The organism is Pedobacter sp. 05T44 (genome assembly GCF_056395985.1).
Genome location: NZ_JBFTKO010000001.1, coordinates 1,113,937 through 1,134,088, shown reverse-complemented (window position 1 = coordinate 1,134,088; position 20,152 = coordinate 1,113,937). Strand labels below are relative to the sequence as shown.

Here is a 20,152-nt window from a genome sequence, read left to right as displayed (position 1 = left end):
CGCAACAACCTAACCAAACCAAACAATATGAAAAAAAACTTACCAACCTATTATTTCTTTTATGGGCTTTTATTTAAAATAAGCTTATGCGTTGTTCTAATCCTGTCAACGTCCGCATATGCACAGTCCAAAGATAAATTGTACTCATTTAAATGGAAAAACACCACCATCCTGGATGCTTTTAAACAAATAGAAAGTCAGGGACAAGTGCACTTTTCTTACAACCCACTCGATTTAAATGTAAACGCAAGGTTTGATCTGAATATCGAAAAACAGAAAATTAACGACGTTCTGGATGCCATTTCAAAAAAGGTGAGTATCAAATATCAGATCAACGGACAAACGATAATGATCCAATCTTACAAGCCGGTGGTTGTAAAAATTGAATTTACCATAACCGGAACGGTTACCGATGAAAAAAACATCCCGATTCCCGGAGTTTCTGTGATTAATGCCACGGCTAACAAAACAGTTTCAACTAATGAGAACGGGAAGTTTTCTATTGCAGCCAATAAAGGCGACATCATCAGGTTCCGGATGATGGGCTTTCAGCAAACCGGCATTGTTGCCAGTGAATCACAGAAAAATATAACTGTGGTGCTGAAAGAGGAATCGCTTGAACTGAAAGAAACAGTTGTTACCGCACTGGGTATCAAAAGAGAAGAAAGATCTTTGGGGTATGCGGTTTCTGAGGTAAATGGCGAGGGATTAAAAAAAGCAAGAGAAACAAACGTAATTAACTCTTTAGCTGGAAAGGTAGCAGGTCTTATCATTAACAGTACAGCAGGTGGGCCTGCCGGATCTTCCAGAGTGATCATTCGTGGTAATACCACAGTTACGGGCAATAACCAGCCTTTGTATGTGGTAGATGGGGTTCCAATAGATAACTCGAATTACGGAGGTACAGGATCTGAGATGTATGCTCAGGGATATGATTTCGGAGATGCAATATCTGCAATAAATCCGGACGACATTGATAAAATCAGCGTATTAAAAGGTCCCTCTGCATCGGCTTTGTACGGTGCAAGAGCCGCCAATGGAGTTATTTTGATCACAACGAAACGGGGTAAAGGCACTTCTGACCTTGGTATAGAAGTAAACAGTACTGCATCATTTGAGAATCAGCTTACTTCCTTCGATGGGTACCAGTACTTATATGGTCAAGGCCGTAATCAGACCATCAATACCTCCTCTTTACAGGCAAGAACATCAATGTTTAATAACTTTGGTGCCAGACTGGATCCTGATTTAATGGTGGTATCGTACGACGATGTGTATAGGCCTTACCAAAAGATTGGCGACAATATTGGTGGCTTTTTCAGAACCGGTACTACATTTACCAATAATGTTTCCTTCAGTAACGCCAATGAAAAATCATCTGTCAGATTTTCTGCTACTGATCTTAGAAATAACGACATCATTCCTGAAAGTGGCATTAGAAGAAATTCATTTACTTTTAATGGTACATCAAAATTTGGTTCTAAGCTCTCTCTCGAAGCCAGGGCTTTTTACATGGACGAAAATGTAAATAATCGTCCTGCTTTGGCTGATGATCCGGGGAATATTGGAAATGCTTTTATAGGACTTGCAAATAATGTAGATCAGGCATGGTTTGCAGAAACTTATAAAAACCCAGATGGTTCTTATATCGAATGGGGTGGTGGTCAGTATCGTTTAAATCCATATTGGGTAATTAACGAAATGAAGAACACAACCAAAAAGAATCGTCTGTTAGGTGCCCTGCAATTAAACTATGAAATCACCGATTGGTTAAGTATTCAAGGTCGCGGATCAACAGACCTTACCTATATCAATTTTGAAAAATTCAGTCCAAGAACTACACCGGGTGTAGTAACCGGAGCGCTGGATCAGATCAACAGAAAGCACGTAACTACAGAGGCCGATGTATTAATTACCGGGCAAAAACAGGTTACACCTTCTCTTTATCTGGCCGCCCGTTTAGGGGGTAGTATTTCGAGGGTACACAACAATGCAGACTTTATGCAGTTCACAAATCTTACTGTTCCTGATGCAATTACCCCTACAAGTTTTACCGATAAAAGTATTATCCCTGTGCCGTATAAAAAGAACTTAAACTCTGTTTATGCACTGCTTAGTGTAGGCTATAAAGGTTATCTGTACCTGGATGCAACAGTTAGAAATGATGCTTATTCTACATTGAATAAAGACTATGTTTATCCATCACTGTCTTCAAGTTTTGTCTTCTCTGATGCCTTTAAATTAAGTAAGAAAGTCTTAACGATGGGTAAATTAAGAGCGGCAATTTCTGAGGTGGCTAGTGATACCGATCCTTATTTACTGGACCTATACTATTCGGTAAATCCATTGTCTTTTAACGGAATGTCTTATGGAGGATTGAATACGGCCAGAATGCCAAATGCCAATCTGTTGCCAACCCGTACACGCTCCTGGGAAATAGGTACGGAACTAAAGTTCTTTGAAAACAGAATTGGACTTGATGTTACTTATTACAACCAAAGATCAAGAGATCAGATCAATAATGTTCCAAGTCCTTTCTCCTCAGGTTTTTCTACAAGGATGATCAATGCAGGAGTGGTTTCAAATAAAGGGATCGAGGTACTGCTTACTGCAAGTCCGGTTGCCAAGAAAGATTTTAAATGGGATGTGAGCTTTAATTTCGCCCGTAATGTCAATAAAGTTGAATCTCTGGCCGATGGTGTTCCTTTTTTAACCCTATCGGAGGCGAGATGGATGGGGGTTGCGGTAATAGCAAAACCAGGTGAAAACTATGGCTCTATCTTGTCGTTCGACTATCAGAAAGATCCCAATGGAAATGTGATACTTGACCCTACTACACTTTTGCCTCTGCAAAGCGACGAAAGACAAGTAGTTGGTAAAGGAATTTACGATTGGACAGGTGGTGTTAGCAATACGGTTTATTTCAAAAACTTTAGTTTAAGTGCACTTATCGATGTGAAGTTCGGGTCAGACCTGTTTTCAATGACTAATCTTTTTGCCGCCAGTCGTGGTAGTTTAAACACTACACTTGCCGGACGTGAAGAATGGATTGCATCGGAAGAAGAAAGACAGGCCCAGGGTTACACACTTGACCAATGGAAGGCAATAGGAAAGGTGAGGGGCTTAGTTCCTGAAGGTGTAGTGAAAGACGAGAATGGAAACTTTGTTAAAAACACAAAAGCCGTTGATCCTTCAGTTTACTGGCCACAGATCGTATCAAGCGGTGGTGTAGCCAGACCTTATATCTACTCTGGAACTTATGTTAAAATGCGTGAGATCACCTTGGGGTATACCATTCCTGAAAGAATCTCTGCTAAATGGGGAGTTAGAAATATACAGGTAGCGCTGGTAAGCCGAAATCCATTTATTCTTTTCAGCGATGTACCAAATGTAGATCCTGATTCTAATTACAATAATGGAAACGGACAGGGTCTGGAGTACGGCTCTTTGCCAACCAGACGCAGCTGGGGCTTTAATTTAAACTTTAAGTTTTAAGAGATTCATCAAGGGAGATAAACATGAAAACGAATTTAAAAAAATACGCATTCGTACTTGCCATAATGGTATTGATGCTCAGTGCCTGTAAAAAATTTGGGGATGTAAATATTGATCCTACCAGATCAAGCAATCTTGATCCTTCTTTACAGCTCACAAACGTTCAACTACGCTTCTCAGGAGATCTGGAAGTAAATGAAAAGCTGGGTCTTGTATTTACAATGCCTCTTGTACAGCAAATTGGAGGAATCTGGCTGAATAGAAATGGCCAGTTCTACGTATACGACCGAAACTACCTTTCCTCTTTATGGAATAACACGTACAACAATGATGTGGTAAATATTGTAGATGCGGTGAACCGGACTAAAAACGATCCTTTAAAAACGAATCTGAATGCCATCTGTCGTATTATGAAGGTGTATGAATTTGCCAGAATAACAGATGTGTATGGAGATATCCCATATTTTGAAGCGGGAAAAGCATTTACAGATGGAATAGTACAACCCAAGTTTGATAAACAGGAAGAAATCTACAACGACTTTTTTAAAGAACTTGCCGAGGCCTCGGCCCAACTTGATGCTTCTAAGGATGCCGTGAAAGGCGATCTTTTCTATAATGGTGGAATTGCTTCATGGAAAAAATTCGCCAATTCGCTTAGGCTAAGGTATGCCATGCGTTTGGTAAAGATTAATCCTGATAAAGCAAAAACGGAAGCTCAGGCTGCATTTGCGGCGGGTGTTTTTACCAGCAATGCGGAGATGTGTAAAATAGTTCATCAGGATGTACAAAACAGCTATATAGATATTAGAGGAAATGGCGTGTCTGCAGCTTTTTGTCAGTCTGAGGTTATTCCTCGTGTTCAGGACCCTTTCATAGAACAACTGAGAAGTACTAACGACCCTCGTCTTTCACATATGGTGAGGTATTATATTGACATTGTGAACAGACCTTTTGAACGCACAGACATCACAGATCAGGTTAAAGCGCAGATTGGTTATAACGGGGTACCTCCTAATGAGTACATTTGGGATGGCTGGATGAATCCGATCACCATTGACATACCAGGTGTTGGGCCAACTGAGGCCGTTAACAACGATCAAAAAGCGCAGCTAGCTAATTTCCTCATTCGTAACAATGCCCCTTTTCTTCACCAGACTTATGCCGAAGTTGAATTGCTACTTGCCGAAGCAACAGTAAGATGGGGCGCAACTTTTGGTGGCACAGCTGCAGAACATTATGCAAAAGGTATTGAAGCTGCAATTTCGCAGTTAAGCCTTTTCCCGGGCGGGCCTTCTATCAGCTCAACAGACATCAGCAATTTCATAAAAGGGAACAACCTGATTCCGGGAAGGGAAATTGAGATGATCAACAAACAGCTGTGGATTGCATTGCTTTTAAACGGACCGGAAGCTTACGCAAACTGGAGAAGAACAGGCTTTCCTGCCTTAGCTTCATCTACTAATTACGACTCATCCGTTCAAACCACGCCAAGAAGATTTGAATATCCAATTTTTGAACTGGAGCAAAATGCAGTGAATGCTGCTGCTGCGGTGGCTGCAATTGGGCCTGGTGGTAATACCTGGACCAACAGGGTTTGGTGGGATAAACCATAATGTTAAACCTAATTTTCATACGATGAGAAAGTCAAGAATTTTTATACAAATCATTTGCTTGTTTGCATTAGTGTCCTGTKCCAAATCAAAAGCAACAGATCAGAGTATGCCAGACAAAAAAGATAAAGGGTTTTATGTTGTTGGATATATATTTGGAAGCGGCGACCTGGATGCGGAATCAGCAAAGCTGGACTTCAGCAAGATCACACATTTGAACATTGCTTTTTTAAATCCGGATGCCAATGGATTGTTTAGTCCATCTGCAGGTTTAACGGCAGCCATAAAAAGGGCACATGACAATAAGGTAAAGGTTTTGTTCTCCATTGGAGGAGGGAATGCCCCGCAACATTTAAAGGAACTGATCAAACCAGCTAAACGTGCTGAATTGATTAAGGAACTGGTTAAGCTAACCAATACCTATAATTTTGACGGGGTAGATGTTGACCTGGAAGGAGACTTTATTGATTTGAACTATGAAGGGTTGATTGTTGAATTGTCGAGCGCCTTAAAGCCGCATAAAAAACTACTAACAGCGGCAGTAGCAACCTGGAACGGAAATGCAATATCAGATAAGGCACTGGCTTTGTTCGATCTGGTTAACATCATGTCTTATGACCAGACGGGTCCGTGGAATAAAGAAAAACCGGGCCCCCATTCAACCTATGAAGCGGCAGAAACAGACTTTGCTTATTGGAACACTTCCAGAAGCGTGCCTGCAAATAAGCTTACACTTGGCTTGCCATTTTATGGATATGGTTTTGGCCCCTCAATTCAGGAGAGCTATTCTTATGGCGATATTGTAACAGGATTTCCAGGCTCAGAGCTTGTTGATTTTGTTGTAGTGCCCAATAAGGGAACGATCTATTATAACGGATTACCAACCATAAAGAAAAAGGTCGGCTTTGCTTTGAATAAAAAAGCAGGAGGCATCATGATCTGGCAATTGCTGGGAGATGCAACAGGAGATAAATCACTTTTGTCGGCCATAAATACCTTAATCCAATAAGAGAAATTATTTAAAATAATAAAGATATTCAGATGAAAAAAATAGTATACCTTATATTTCCCCTGCTGATATTTATGCTCGGGTGTAAAAAAGACAATGATGAGGTTGGCGGAGATTTTCATCCCCGGATCTTCGACCAGGGATTGGTATTTCAGTCGCCATCCAGAATTATACAGGAAGGGCAATCGGCCGTTTATAACCGCCTGCTATTTTCCCCGGCTCCCGGAGCTAAAACAAAATTAAGCTGGAAGGTAGATGGTAAAGAGGTTTCAACAGATACTGCCTTTACATTTACCCCCACGGCAGGAGGTGAATTTGAAATTAAACTGGAAGCCACATTTAATGGACAGACTGCCACACGCCTATCTAAGGTTCTGGTTAGCCCATCCACTTATACACCAAAAGTTAGCCCATTTGTAAATATGCCTTATCTTTCTGAAAACGGGGTTTCGGCCAATGTTACCTGGGCCAATGTTTCCCATGTGGCTTTTAGCGGGGCAAGGGTGCTTCCCGATGGAGAGGTTGATTTTTCGAAGGGAAACCAGAATCAAAACATAGATGAACTTGTTGCCCGGGGCCATATGAATGGCGTTCCGGTGCTGCTGGGTGTTACTGGCCGACTGTCGGGAGTAGATGGATGGTCGTTATACAACAGTACAGATTTTGGTTTGGTGATCAGCGATGCAGCAAAAAGAGCTCATCTGGTACAAGCCCTTACTCAATATGTTGTAAACAGAAAGCTGGACGGAATAGATGTCATGATGACAGACCTAAGTAACGACGTTTACGATATCTCTGCTAAAAGTGCTCAATCCGTTGGCCCTTTCGTATCAGAGTTAAAGGCGGCATTACCAGTTGGAAGCATTGTTACCGCCACGGTAACCACAAACTATATGCATTGGGAATATACTGATCTTTCTAAAGCAGATTGGATAAATGTTCACGCATTTGAGGATGGTGCACACGTAGGCCCGGGAGCTCCTTTAGGACAGCAGTCATCACTTAGTTTTATGAATGATGGCGCAACCATCTGGCGAAATAAAGGTTTCCCTGCTAACAAAATTGTGCTAGGAATACCAGCTTTTGGTGTAAGGTATCTTGAATTAGATGGAGACGGTAATAACCTGAGCTGGGGATCTTATGATTATATGCAGTTTAAAGACATATTAGTAAAAGACCCAACGGCTGCTCAAAAAGAATTTACAGCTGTTGAAGCTAAAGGTGTATATTTCAATGGAATTCCGCTGGTAACTCAAAAAGCCAATTACATAAAAGAAAAAGGCTTTAAAGGAGCGTATCTTTGGGCAGGCGACTATGATGCAGTGGGCGAAAATTCCTTAATGAATACATTAAGCAAGATACTCAAATGACAGCTAAGCCAGGGGTAACATTATCCAGACTGATTTCTATCGATGCCTTCAGGGCAATAGTGATGATATTGATGATTTTTGTAAACGATCTGTGGACCTTAATTGACATTCCGGGTTGGCTTGAACATGTTTCGGCCGATGCCGATGGTATGGGGCTTGCCGATGTTGTATTTCCCGCTTTTTTATTTATCGTAGGCTTATCTGTGCCCTATGCAATAGAGAGCAGAAGCAAAAAGGGCGATACAAACACCACAGTATTTTTTCATATTGTAGCAAGAACGATAGCACTGTTGGTAATGGGCTTGTTCCTTGTCAATTCAGAAAGCTATGCAGATAATGCAATTTTGCCTAAGGATGTCTGGATGATTTTATTGGTAGCCGCCTTTTTTCTGATATGGATGGCCTATAAAAACCCTGAGTCATTAACCGTAAAACTGTTAAGGGCTGGGGGAGTTTTACTATTGGCTATATTGGCCGCCCTCTATAAAACAGAAACCGGCAATGGAATAACAGCTATGGGTATTCATTGGTGGGGTATACTTGGGTTAATTGGCTGGGCTTACTTCATTGCTTCCTGTGTTTATCTTTTCTCGGCCGGAAAACCCGTGATTCAGGTGCTTGCCCTTGTTTTTTTTATGCTTTTTAGCAGTGCCTCATTTCTCGACTGGCTGGGGCCAATAGAAAGCATAAAAAAGTACGTTTGGATCGCAGGGGATGGGTCAATGCCTGCATTTAGTATGGCAGGCATCATTACTTCCATTGCGTATCGAAACCTTAGTTCAGCAAATAAGAAATTCTGGATATTGATGGTTCTGTTTGCTGTTCTACTTATTGGATTTGGTTTGCTTACACGCCCTGTTTGGGGAATCTCTAAGATCAGGGCAACACCATCGTGGACGGCCATCTGCTCGGGTATAGGAATTCTTGGGTTTTTAGTAATGGTGTACATCAGTGATATCCGAAAAGTGGCGAGCTGGTATAACTACATTAAACCGGCCGGTACCAGCACACTTACCTGTTATTTGATACCCTATATCCATTATGCATTAATTGGACTACTCGGACTTTCGCAGTTACCGGAGGTCATGCGCACAGGGGTGCCAGGCTTATTTAAATCATTGATTTATGCCTTGCTAATTGTATCAGTTACAGGTTTGCTGGAAAAAAGAAATATCAGGTTAAAAATTTAGAGATCGCCCAGGATCATAAGAATAAGAATGGAAAGAAGAGAATCACGCAAAACGTTGACTGCATTATGAAGGGTATTGTAAACCGTTCTTTCTGTAAGCTCCGTTTTGTGTGAAATTTCTTTGAACGATAAACAGTCAAAATAACGTAGCTGTACAATTTCTTTTTGCCTTGGAGTAAGCTTATTCAGCGCATGCTCCAAGCGTTTTTTTAGCTGCTCATCTTCCTGGCTCGCAATCAGTATTGCTTCGTAAGAATGAACTGAAACATATTGTTCATTAAGGTCCTCCAGGTGTACAACTTTACCAGGATCCTTGCGGATTTCCTTTTGATAGGTTTTATACATAATCCTTTTATAGACGGTAAAAACATATTGCTGAATGTTTTGTACATGGCTTAGTTTATCCCTTATTTGCCAAAGCTCTATAAACAAGTTTTGGATGCTCTCTTTAACCAATTCCGGATTTCGGTACAGCGACATCCCAAAACGATAGAGGTCGTCATAGAATAAATTGAAGCAGGTGTAAAGACCCTGCTTCTCACCCTCGACCAGGAGCTTCCAGTTTTTTGTAATTCCCTGATGATTATATTCCATGTACCTACCTTTTCGAAGAAAGACGTTGTAAGAAAACGAAAATAAGAAAAAATATCAGGATATGTTTGCCTCAAATGATGTTAAAGTAAGGTCTATTGTTATACAATAACTCCAGCTTTTTGTAATAAAAAATAAGTTTATAATACAATTTTCTTTTGCTATTGTTTTGCTTCTCTTTTGCTATTCTTTTGGTGAGACAATAAAATAGCAAAATTTATGCAGCATAAATACAACGTATCTGCAAAATTTGATTGATGCCTGCTACTAGCCTCGGTTGGAATTGGAAATGCAAAGGAAAACAGCGATGATCAACAAAGATTGAGTGCATGCTGTTTTCCTTTCTTCACTAGAGAAAAACGAAATGAGTTCCTATGATTTTATAGAATATAAAACAATTGTGATTTTATCAGCAAATCAGTATTGTGCTTTTCCTCTTGCCTGTAGTTTTCTTTAAGCATTTGTTTCACATCACGTTCAATGTTATTGGAAATTGTAGTAGTTGGCGTATCCGTAGGTTTGTTCTCGAAAGGATCCTGAAGATGAATGGCCATTTTTTCTATCAGAAAAAAAGAGCAGGATATCGCAATCACCAATGGTACTTCTACAATGCCAAAGAATTCTATCAGGCCAAATGGCAGTAACATGATAAAAAGGACTAAAGCGAAATGAATATATACACTGTAAGTTGCCGGAAAAATGGTGTTTTTAATTCTCTCACAGCCTCCCATATGGTTGGAAAAACGCGTTAATGTTTTATCTATTTCCACCTGTTGGTAGGTATTGATCCATTCCAGTTTGTGTGCATTTCGGAGATCAAACCCCTGCAGTTCCAGCAATGCCAATGGGATATTATTACAACTTTTAATATGATTGTAATCTTCCTCGGAAAGTAATTTTTCGAGTCCTGGCATAATATCCTGACGCCTTAAATGTCTGCCAAGTGCATAGCACCATGCTACTTGCCTTTTTGCCATTTTTTCGCAAAATGCTTTTCCGTCGGCCGAGCTGTAAGGAGTATCTACAAAAGTGAGCAGCTGCCGGGTTAAACTTCTGGTATCATTTACAATTGCCCCCCAAATGGTTCTTGCTTCCCACCAGCGGTCGTAAGCCTGGTTAGATTTAAAGGCAAGCAACAGAGAGATTACCGTTCCCAGTATAGTGGGAACGGCAATAGGAATGGAAATCCTTGTGAAATGAAAGTTATTATATACAATTGCTATTAAAATAGCGTAGGCACTTACAAGAATGATCTCTTTACGAATCTTACCGGCTATATAGCTAATAGGAATATTTTCTTTTAATAGCATAGGATTAATTTTTAGGTGAAGTAATAGCCGTTAAGTTTAGGCTAACAATGTTTCCAATGTTTCGGCTTCCAGTATGATCTTTCTTTTTGGAAGCTCGGCAACAGGCGTGTTGGTATTAATATGGATTACAGGAGTGCCCGAACGCTGAACTAACAAAGCAGGGTCAATGCTGTTACTGTTCAGTTTACCGGTGGAGCAAAAAGAGGGGTCAAGAATTTGATTAACTCCGGCGTTTTCAAGGTAATCGCGAAACATGCCTACTGTACTTCCATAAAAAAACTCTATTTTAATTGCTTTAATTAAGGAGTAAGTCTGTTTCATGAGTTCGCACTGATCATAAAATTCCTGACTTACATATTTGTATTCCCTGTTCCTTCGGGAAAGCATTAAAAGATCACCCATTCTGTCGGAAAGTTTGAACATATGGATAAAAATAAAGTTCAATTCCTGTTCAGGTAATTGTTTGCATAACGTTGGGATGCAGTTTACCGATGCAGGGTTAAAATCGGTGGGGATAAGTATTGTTTGCATAACTAAATAATTAATGGTTAATGTTATACTGCAATACTAGGCCCCAATGATTAAAAGGGGATAAGAGGTAAATTAGAATTTGATTAGAAAATCATATTTAATTATATGTGTAAGTTGTTGTTTTATAGGGTGTTTTTGTGGGCTGTTTGATGGGTTTTTTATACTTATTAGAATTTGATTAGAAATTTGGGTATAAATTTTCTTTGGCACCGCAAACTGGCACTAGAATTTAACCTCGTTAAGCTTCTTCTTTTAATATATAACCCATTCCAAAAACGGTATGGATAAGCTTTTGCCCGGTCCCGTTATCTATCTTCTTTCTGAGGTAGTTTACATAAACATCAACCACGTTGGTGCCCATATTGAAGTCGATATCCCATACATTTTCGAGAATCTGTATCCGCGAAAGTATTTTATTTGCATTCTTTACAAAATATTCGAGCAAGCGATATTCTGTTGCAGTGAGACTTATGGGTTTATCGTTTCTTTTGGCGGTTTTGGAATTAAAATCCAATTCAAGGTCGGCAATATGGATGCTGTTTCCAGCCTCGCCTGGTGTACTTCTCCTTCTTACCAGCGATCTTATACGGGCCTCCAGCTCAGCAAATTTGAATGGTTTAACAACGTAGTCATCAGCTCCGCTGTCTAATCCGGTTACTATATTTTCGGTACTGCCCAATGCTGTTAGCATCAGGATGCTCACGTTTTTATTGACTTTACGCACTTCCCTGCAAATTTGTATCCCATTAACGCCGGGGAGCATGATGTCGAGAATAATCAGATCAAATTGGTGCTTTACTGCCATTTCTAATCCTGTAGTTCCGTCGGCCGCAACACTTACCTCCATATTGGCTTCCGTTAATCCTCTAACCATTACAGAAATTAGACCGGGTTCATCTTCAATCAATAGTATCTTCATATACTTTGTTTTCTCAAATGGGGAAAATATAATATTCCTGTCAATAAACAGATTTTAGGAGCAAAAAGTTACATTAAAAGTATTTTTTACTAAATAATGCTAGCTTTGGTTTGAAGTCTCTAAACGAAAGACCTGAAAATCAATTATTATTATTTAAATGAAGAAAGTAATTCTATTAATCTTTGCGTTGTTTGTTACAACAACTGCGTTCTCACAGGGTGTGTTAAATTTATTAGGTCGTTCACAGGATTTCTTTAAGCTTTTGGAAGACCAAAAGTATACAGACGCTTACGGATATCTTGATAGTACTTTTCAGGCGAAAGTTCCTGAAGAGGATCTAAAAAAGCTATGGACGCAAATTTCAGAGAAACTTGGTAAAATTGAAACATTAGATGTGATCAGCAGTAAAACCCAGGGAGAGTTTTTTGTGGTTACGATGGAAGGGAAATTTACTAATGATGATCAAAATTTTCTTTTGGCCTTCAATAAAGCTGAAAAGATAGTTGGTTTTTTTCTTCAACCAAAGTCTACAGCAGCTACTTACGTACTCCCGGCCTATGCAGATACGACCTTATATAAGGAAACTGAAATAAATGTTAAAACACCCGGACATACTTTGGTTGGCATGTTAACTGTGCCGAAAAAGCTTTCCAGTTACCCGGTTGTGGTTCTGGTTCATGGATCCGGACCAGCCGATATGGATGAGACTGTTGGCCCTAATAAGCCGTTAAAGGATATTGCGCTTGGTTTGGCATCAAAAGGAATAGCTTCTATTCGTTATGTAAAAAGAACAATGATTTATGCCGGTGAGTTTGGAAAGGCTTTTACCGTTAAAGAGGAAGTGATGGACGATGCGCTTGCCGCAATTGCACTTGCAAAGACTTTACCTGCAGTAAACAAGAAACAGATCTATTTGCTTGGACATAGCCTTGGAGGTATGATTGCACCAAGAATAGCTACTTTGGCGCCCGATTTAAATGGGATTATAATGCTTGCTGCGCCTGCAAGGAAGTTTACAGATCTTTTGGTTGAGCAAAACAAATATATGTTTGGCCTTTCAAAAGATACCTCGGCAGCAGGCAAGAAAACACTTGATACGGTAATTAAGGAGTTGGAGGTAACCAGAATAACTAAGCTTGGAACCATGAAGGCTGATTCTGTTTTGTTGGGTTTGCCAGCTTCTTACTGGGTTGATATAAATGTAAACGACCAGGTTGCTGCGGCAAAGAAATTAGCAAAACAGCGTATTTTTGTTGGACAGGGTGGAAACGATTTTCAGGTTTCAACTACTGATTACAATTTATGGAACACTGCTATAGGTAAGAAAAAAGGCGCTATGGTAAAATTGTATCCTGAACTTAATCACCTTTTAAGTCCTCAAACGGAAAAAGGCTCAATGGAGCAGTACAGAACTCCTGTAAGCGTTTCTGATGTACTGATAACAGATATCGCTACCTGGATAAAAGCCAAACCGTAAGTTATTTTTTACTAATAAGTAACATTTATATGCAGTTTTGTCATATATGGCAATATTGTTGCTAGCATTAGCGGAAACCATATTAATATAAGATCCGTTATGATAAAAAGAATACACATACTTGAAGATGATGAAGATATAAGGTACATAATTGGTGTTCTCCTTAAAGATGAGGGGTATGAATTACAGCTTTCTTCTACATTTACTGAGCTTAAAAGTAAATTAAAAGACAGTGTGCCAGATCTTTTCATTTTAGATGTAATGATACCTGATGGCGATGGTACTGACATTTGTGGTGATTTGAAAAGTGATCCTTTTACTAAACACATTCCAATTATAGTGATGTCTGCAAATGATCAGAATAAACAAAAAAGTTTAGATGCAGGGGCTAATGATTACATCAGTAAGCCATTTGATATTGATTACATTGTAAAACGAATTAATTCGCAATTGGCGTAATAATAAGTACAGACATAAATAAAAAAGATGATCAAAGTTGATCATCTTTTTTATTTATGTCATTTTGCTTTAGGATACCCGCCCTCTTCTTTTTTATACCAGCTGCTGTATGTTTTTGATTTGATGTGTATGCCTTTGCATGTGATAGATAAGAAAGTTGATCCACTCTAATCTTGTGAATTTTCCAAATCCCGGAATCTCAAAATCTGTATAGATAAAAGATAAGTCCTGTTTATTAATTGCATCAGTCATCTGTTTTGTTAAGGACTTTAGATTATCGACCAATATCTCCTTTTTATGAGGTGGCTGAGCGGGCAGCACAAACTCTGGTGAACTCATTTTAGTCGTAAAGTCTAAAAATATACCTTTAATGAGCTCTACCTTTTTATCCGGTGCCCTCTCGGTTGGTACTGCTTTATCATTAACTATTTTTATTACCCCATCAAAGGACTGTGAGATGTGATCTGTAACCTGCCCTGCAGTCCAGCTACCTTCAAAAGGGATTTTATTTATTTGCTCTTCTGATAGCGCGGAAACGACATTTAATAATTCGTTTGTTGTTTCTGTTACTTTGTTTAAGGTTTCTGTTTTCATGGGTTTTGATTTTATAACTTAAAGTTACATCCATTTAGCTTTTGATAACAGGTGCAGATACGGCAATATACAGGGTGTATTGCGACCGGTTGATAAGGCGATGTGACTAGTTAAATATATCAAAAGATGACGACACAAGTTCCAAAAAATCGATGTGCGGCTCAATTTCCAATCTTTGATCTCTTTCCTTTTGAAATGATTTAAAAGATTCCAGGTTAAACAGGTTTTGTTGGGCAGCTTCGTTTTTATGTATCGAAATATGCGTAAATGTTTTGCCATCTTCGGCAAGATATGATGAATAGCGAATGCCTGAATCTTTAATGTTTCTTAAATCGGTTATAAATTCGTTTACGTTTTCCTGATTCTTTTTGGCAAATTCTGCCTTTACAGTATAAGTTACTTTGACAATTTTCATGATGTTCTGTTAATTAAATTAAAAGTTGTTTTATGTATAGACGATTGACAAAATTGAAATAGGACATAATCTTTTATTTTGTAATATGTCGAGAAGTAATTAACTTCAACGAATAGCATCTAAAAGTTAGCATTTTGGAAGATAGCATTAAAGGACTTGTACCACATGTATTGAGTTTTATTATAAATGAGCTTTGCAAGAATGGCTTTATGATTGCTTATGAAAAGGACCTATCGGATTTAAAAGGCCTGATTGAGCCCGATTCTATTTCACCTGATGATTTTGAACTGCTGGAGGCTGTTGATGATGATGTTGTACGCGTTTTGCTTGGGTCTATTGATAAGGTAATAAAATGTTCTAAAACCTATTTTCTGATAAATAATCTTGACGAAATGGAGGTAATGGAAAATGAAGAGTATAATCTGCTGGCTTCCGATAATTACTATACTTATATTATTGATTGGGAAAGTAAAAGTTACAAAGACCTGCTCTACAATTTAAACGCAGTTTATTTTTCTATTTCGCAACTGCTGTATCATACCACTTGCCAAATTAAACTTGATGAAGTTGAAATACCAGAGGATATGTATGATGAGTTTCTGGATAAGTATTCGGATTTGTTAAGAGGCAAGATAAATCCTGATGATAAAAATATTTCGCTGTTATACGATCTTATAATAGACTTAAATACTGATCTGGGTGATATAGATAAGCTCACAGATTAACTCTTTTATTGGTTTTTTTGATTTTTTTTGTCTCTGTTAATGAAAGCTTAAGCAGTTTTAAGTAAGTTTGGGATTTAAAATATACCACTTATAAAATGTCAGATCAGAAAAAAGAAATATTCGAAGGCGTAGCACAGCGCTTAAAGATTGAAGGATTTAATGTAGTTAACCGTGATGAGACCCGTCCGTGGGGAGGTTTTTTTGTAATTGATGAAGAACAGGCGCAGCAATTTGCAAACGTTTATTTTGAAGGTTTAAATGTTGATGATCTTAAAATTTCAGGTAAACTAAGTCCTAAAATATTAATCGTTGCTCCAAATACACGTTTGTCGTGGCAATATCACCACCGTCGTGCTGAAATATGGAGAGTAGTTAACGGTACTGTTGGTGTGATCACAAGTGATACCGATGAGCAGGGGGAAGTAAAACAATTAACTCCCGGACAAAGCATAAAATTAAAGCAAGGTGAAAGACACCGTTTAATAGGTTTAGAAGACTGGGGTATTGTTTCAGAAATCTGGCAACACACAGACCCAGCTAAGCCATCTGATGAGAGCGATATTGTAAGGGTTCAGGACGACTTCGGAAGATAATGCATCTTCCTGTCATTTAATGACATCATTGTATCTAAACACCTATAATACTCGTTAATATCTTATATGATAATTTTATTATTTTTTCTGGCACATTGGTTTTTGTCTCTTTTTTCTCAAACCTTCTTTTTACACCGTTATGCATCGCATAAGATGTTTAAAATGAATGGTTTTTGGGAGAAGTTTTTTTACGCAATTACCTTTTTGTCTCAAGGGTCGTCTTTCTTAAATCCAAGAGCGTATGCGATTTTACATCGTATGCACCATGCTTTTAGTGATACAGAAAAAGACCCGCACTCTCCACATTTTGTAAAAGATGTTTGGGGCATGATGATTCAGACAAAAAACATTTATCTGAATTATTCAAAATATAACCATGAGCCTGAAGAGCAGTTTCGTGATAACTATCCTGCATGGCCACTTATTGATAAGATAGGAGATTCCTGGATTACACGTCTTGTGTTCATTAGCTTTTACATTTGGTTTTATGTAACTTTTGCTACCGCATGGTGGATGTTTTTATTGTTGCCAATACACTTTTTAATGGGACCTCTTCATGGTGCGATTGTAAATTGGTGTGGACATAAATACGGTTATTCCAATCATGATAATGATGATCACAGCAAAAACTCTTTGCCTCTTGATTTTCTGATGCTGGGTGAGCTGTTCCAGAACAACCACCACAAAAAACCTAATAGCCCTAATTTTGCCTCAAAATGGTTTGAGTTTGATCCTACTTATCCACTCATGAAAGTGATGCACTGGATGAGGATTATTAAGTTGAGAAAGTCAAATTAAGAGTAGTAAAAGCACGAAAGGCAGTGAACTTTTACAAACACTTGTGAACGGTTACACTAAATGGTAGTGATTAATGATATCAGAATAGCCTTTAGAGTTAGTAATACTAGATATAGTTATTAACAATGTAAAAGATAAACCTCATAAAAAAGGGCAGGATCTTCTTTCGAAGATCCTGCCCTTTTTTATTTTTTTCCTACAAATTCAATGTCTGGAAGAGGGCCTAGCGTTCTTTTGCGCTTCTTCAGCGCAAATTAATGCAACCCGAAAACAGATCATTTAATTTGACTTCTTTTTGTTGTTGCCGCTCCAGCGTCTGCTTCCACTGCTTGGGGTTCTTTTTGCACCGCTTAAGTTAGGCTGACGTTCTGTTCTTTCGGGGCGTTGTCCTCTTGATGGCTTAGCTTTGCCTTTTGATTTTGCAGCAGCAGCACCTGACATCAGGCTTTGCCAGCTCATCGCAAAAGGGTGATCTTCGGTAACAGGTATTTTTAAGCCGATCAATTTCTCGATATCGTCTAAAAATTCTTTCTCTTCCGAATCACAAAATGATAGCGCAGTACCACTTAAGCCTGCACGACCAGTACGGCCAATTCTGTGTACATAAGTCTCAGGTATATTTGGCAGCTCGTAGTTGATTACATGAGTTAATTCATCAACATCAATACCCCGTGCGGCAATATCAGTAGCAACCAATATACGTGTGGTTTTAGCTTTGAAATTGGTTAATGCACGTTGTCTGGCATTTTGTGATTTATTACCATGGATGGCTTCGGCTTTAACACCAACTTTGATCAGGTCTTTTACGATGCGATCGGCACCATGTTTTGTACGAGAAAATACCAATGCAGTTTGAATGGTTTTGTCTTTTAAAATATGGTGCAATAAATCTTTCTTGTCGTTTTTTTCTACATAAAAGATCTCTTGTTGAATCTTTTCTGCTGTAGATGAAATAGGGGTAACCTCAACCTTAATTGGATTTGTAAGGATCGTATTGGCTAAAGTCTGGATTTCCTTTGGCATGGTAGCCGAGAAAAACAAAGTCTGTCTTTTAACAGGTAATTTAGCAATAACCTTCTTTACATCATGGATGAAACCCATGTCAAGCATTCTGTCGGCTTCATCAAGAACAAAGATCTCGATATCACGCAGGTTGATAAAGCCCTGATTCATCAGGTCTAGTAATCTTCCTGGAGTAGCAACAAGAATGTCGACACCTCTGTGTAGCGCATCTGTTTGTGCTTTTTGTCCAACACCACCAAATATTACCAGTTGTTTTAAAGGCAGGTTTTTTCCATAAGCTTTAAAGCTCTCTTCAATTTGTATGGCAAGCTCACGTGTTGGTGTTAATACCAATGCTTTTATCGCTTTATGTATTTTCGTATTGGTGTGAGGTTTACTAAGCAACTGTAACATTGGGATAGCAAATGCGGCAGTTTTACCTGTACCGGTTTGTGCACACCCTAACAGATCTCTGTTTTGAAGTATGGATGGTATGGATTGTTCTTGTATTGGGGTAGGTTGTGTATAACCTTCTGTTTGCAGCGCTTTTAAAATTGGCTCAATCAGGTTTAATTCTTCGAATAACAATGTATTTGTATTTTAATGTATAATAGAGGCAAAAGAATATCACCTCGCTGCAAAGGTACATATAAACTTCCGGCTTTTATTCATATCCCGGTTTTATAGCTATGTGGCTATAAATCAGAAGCTTTGTTTTCTTTGAAACGACTAAAAAACAGGAGGGCCAGGACGCAAAGCACAAAGCCAACAACCCCGTTTAAACGCAGCCCGTAATCATTTCCAGGGTCTTTACCATATACGGTTAACATAGCGAATATGGCTATTCCCATAGTTTGGCCTAATTTTACAAAGAGATATTTAACGGCAAAAAACATCCCTTCGTGGTTTTCTCCTGTTTCTTTTGTGTCATTTTGAGCAATATCAGCTAAAATAGCATTAGGTAAAATGCCTAAAGACGCCAAAGGGAAAGACGCAAATATTACCAGTATATACATTTGGACGGCAGGAGAAAAGGGCAGGTGCCCTAAGAAATAAATGGTGACAAATATTAAGCTGAGTATCGCAAATGCAACTAGTACCAGGGGCTTTTTGCCAAACCTTTTGGCTCCATAATTAATAAAGGGATAAAAGCAGAGTGATAGAATTACCATGGTACCCATAAATTTACCGCCATCAGAATCCGGCAGACCTAATAATACGGTAACGAAGAAAAGCAGGCCACTTGAAATGATACTAAGGGCAATGTAGTAAGTGAAATCAGAGATCAGGTAATACTTAAAATTGGTGTTTCTGAATGTGTTTTTAAGTGCAGGTATGAGTTCGATATGCGTTGGTTTGGCATCGGTATATTCTTTTTCATCTATAAACATAACCGGTAAGATCATAACCAGCCCAGAGAATATGCTGAGGCAAAAGATGGTGTATTGCAGGGCTTCGGATCTGTCTGTGATTTTAAAAACATCCTGTATCAGATCAGCATAATTATTGCACATGGCTCCAATTATCATCCCTAAAACAAAGCCCACCTGCTGAAAGGTAGATAGTTTGACTTTCTGATCAGCACTGTGTGTTAATTCAGCAAGCAGTGCATTATAAGGAATAATATAGGTGGTAACCGAAATAAAAAAACCAGCAAGTACTATGGTAAGCCACCAGGCATTGGTAATGCTTTCGCCCTTAACCATAGGATAGAAAACCAGTGAGCAACATACCACTGCCGGCACTATTGCATATTTCATAATAGGAATGCGCCTGCCTTTTGGGTTGTCGCTGGCGTCGCTGACGGAGGCAATGAACGGGTCATATATGGCATCAAACAATCTGCCGGATGCAGCAATGAGTGATAAAATATTAAAGGCACCGAATACCAATAATTGGGGAACCAGCGGAGTGAGTCCTGAATTGTTTGGAGGAAGATAAAAATAGGGCAGCATAACTATAATAATGTTGGTCATGATGCTCCAGCCCATCATTCCTGCTGCATAGGCAATTTCTTTTTTAAAGGGTAATTCTTTTATCGGCATTTTATATAGGGTGATGGATT

General features: G+C 38.9%; 18 protein-coding genes. 10 read left to right on the top strand and 8 right to left on the bottom strand.

Translation table 11 applies throughout. The features are described from left to right. Positions 1–27 precede the first annotated feature (27 nt). The 5 genes from AC1DDK_RS04625 to AC1DDK_RS04605 are packed head-to-tail and all read left to right on the top strand — an operon-like array spanning position 28 to position 8,674. Positions 28–3,495: a SusC/RagA family TonB-linked outer membrane protein gene (locus tag AC1DDK_RS04625; RefSeq protein WP_337715885.1), complete on the top strand. Its 3,468-nt coding sequence runs from the start codon at positions 28–30 to the stop codon at positions 3,493–3,495. A 23-nt stretch (positions 3,496–3,518) separates the two neighbouring features. Next, on the top strand, positions 3,519–5,108 hold the full coding sequence (locus AC1DDK_RS04620; protein ID WP_337715883.1) for a SusD/RagB family nutrient-binding outer membrane lipoprotein: 1,590 nt from the start codon (positions 3,519–3,521) through the stop codon (positions 5,106–5,108). A 22-nt stretch (positions 5,109–5,130) separates the two neighbouring features. Then, positions 5,131–6,114 (top strand): glycosyl hydrolase family 18 protein, encoded by a 984-nt coding sequence (locus AC1DDK_RS04615; RefSeq protein ID WP_477633861.1) that lies wholly within the window; start codon positions 5,131–5,133, stop codon positions 6,112–6,114. A gap of 32 nt (positions 6,115–6,146) precedes the next feature. Next, complete coding sequence (locus AC1DDK_RS04610) at positions 6,147–7,484, top strand: glycosyl hydrolase family 18 protein (protein WP_337715879.1); 1,338 nt, start codon at positions 6,147–6,149, stop codon at positions 7,482–7,484. Next, a complete protein-coding gene (locus AC1DDK_RS04605) occupies positions 7,481–8,674 on the top strand; it encodes a DUF5009 domain-containing protein (RefSeq protein ID WP_477611796.1) in 1,194 nt (397 codons plus the stop codon). The genes AC1DDK_RS04610 and AC1DDK_RS04605 overlap by 4 nt, the downstream gene beginning before the upstream one ends. On the opposite strand, the gene AC1DDK_RS04600 is transcribed toward AC1DDK_RS04605, so the two are convergent. The 4 genes from AC1DDK_RS04600 to AC1DDK_RS04585 form a co-directional block, all read right to left on the bottom strand. Further along, positions 8,671–9,267 carry an RNA polymerase sigma factor gene (locus AC1DDK_RS04600; RefSeq protein ID WP_172661033.1) on the bottom strand — a complete coding sequence of 199 codons (597 nt, stop codon included), beginning with the start codon at positions 9,265–9,267 and terminating at the stop codon, positions 8,671–8,673. The genes AC1DDK_RS04605 and AC1DDK_RS04600 overlap by 4 nt on opposite strands. Positions 9,268–9,644: 377 nt before the next feature. Beyond that, the gene (locus tag AC1DDK_RS04595; protein ID WP_172661032.1) at positions 9,645–10,574 is read right to left on the bottom strand and encodes a bestrophin family protein; all 930 of its coding nucleotides are present in this window, start codon (positions 10,572–10,574) and stop codon (positions 9,645–9,647) included. Positions 10,575–10,610: 36 nt separating this feature from the next. After that, a complete protein-coding gene (locus AC1DDK_RS04590; protein ID WP_172661031.1) occupies positions 10,611–11,105 on the bottom strand; it encodes a hypothetical protein in 495 nt (164 codons plus the stop codon). A 238-nt stretch (positions 11,106–11,343) separates the two neighbouring features. Next, the gene (locus AC1DDK_RS04585) at positions 11,344–12,024 is read right to left on the bottom strand and encodes a response regulator transcription factor (RefSeq protein WP_172661030.1); all 681 of its coding nucleotides are present in this window, start codon (positions 12,022–12,024) and stop codon (positions 11,344–11,346) included. A 157-nt stretch (positions 12,025–12,181) separates the two neighbouring features. Between AC1DDK_RS04585 and AC1DDK_RS04580 the strand changes: the two genes are divergently transcribed. Next, positions 12,182–13,501 (top strand): DUF3887 domain-containing protein, encoded by a 1,320-nt coding sequence (locus AC1DDK_RS04580; RefSeq protein WP_337715875.1) that lies wholly within the window; start codon positions 12,182–12,184, stop codon positions 13,499–13,501. Positions 13,502–13,600: 99 nt separating this feature from the next. Beyond that, the gene (locus AC1DDK_RS04575; protein ID WP_172661028.1) at positions 13,601–13,960 is read left to right on the top strand and encodes a response regulator transcription factor; all 360 of its coding nucleotides are present in this window, start codon (positions 13,601–13,603) and stop codon (positions 13,958–13,960) included. 93 nt (positions 13,961–14,053) lie between these two features. Here AC1DDK_RS04575 and AC1DDK_RS04570 read toward each other — a convergent pair whose 3' ends face one another. Together AC1DDK_RS04570 and AC1DDK_RS04565 are read right to left on the bottom strand one after the other, a co-directional pair. Continuing rightward, positions 14,054–14,554, bottom strand: coding sequence for a DinB family protein (locus tag AC1DDK_RS04570; protein ID WP_288879572.1), 501 nt, complete (start codon positions 14,552–14,554; stop codon positions 14,054–14,056). Between the two features lie 106 nt (positions 14,555–14,660). Further along, positions 14,661–14,969 (bottom strand): hypothetical protein, encoded by a 309-nt coding sequence (locus AC1DDK_RS04565; RefSeq protein WP_288879574.1) that lies wholly within the window; start codon positions 14,967–14,969, stop codon positions 14,661–14,663. Between the two features lie 134 nt (positions 14,970–15,103). Here AC1DDK_RS04565 and AC1DDK_RS04560 point away from each other — a divergent pair, with 134 nt between their 5' ends. The 3 genes from AC1DDK_RS04560 to AC1DDK_RS04550 all read left to right on the top strand — a co-directional run bounded on the left by AC1DDK_RS04560 (position 15,104) and on the right by AC1DDK_RS04550 (position 17,085). Then, the gene (locus AC1DDK_RS04560) at positions 15,104–15,694 is read left to right on the top strand and encodes a hypothetical protein (protein WP_172661025.1); all 591 of its coding nucleotides are present in this window, start codon (positions 15,104–15,106) and stop codon (positions 15,692–15,694) included. 95 nt (positions 15,695–15,789) lie between these two features. Then, positions 15,790–16,287: a cupin domain-containing protein gene (locus tag AC1DDK_RS04555; protein ID WP_337715874.1), complete on the top strand. Its 498-nt coding sequence runs from the start codon at positions 15,790–15,792 to the stop codon at positions 16,285–16,287. 66 nt (positions 16,288–16,353) lie between these two features. Next, positions 16,354–17,085 (top strand): acyl-CoA desaturase, encoded by a 732-nt coding sequence (locus AC1DDK_RS04550; RefSeq protein WP_048903852.1) that lies wholly within the window; start codon positions 16,354–16,356, stop codon positions 17,083–17,085. A gap of 279 nt (positions 17,086–17,364) precedes the next feature. Here the strand turns inward: AC1DDK_RS04550 and AC1DDK_RS04545 are convergent, their stop codons facing one another. Both AC1DDK_RS04545 and AC1DDK_RS04540 read right to left on the bottom strand, forming a co-directional pair. Beyond that, entirely contained in the window at positions 17,365–18,675 is a 1,311-nt protein-coding gene (locus tag AC1DDK_RS04545; protein ID WP_172661024.1) for a DEAD/DEAH box helicase, read from the bottom strand. Between the two features lie 107 nt (positions 18,676–18,782). Then, on the bottom strand, positions 18,783–20,132 hold the full coding sequence (locus tag AC1DDK_RS04540) for an MFS transporter (RefSeq protein WP_288879579.1): 1,350 nt from the start codon (positions 20,130–20,132) through the stop codon (positions 18,783–18,785). Between the last annotated feature and the right edge of the window lie 20 nt (positions 20,133–20,152).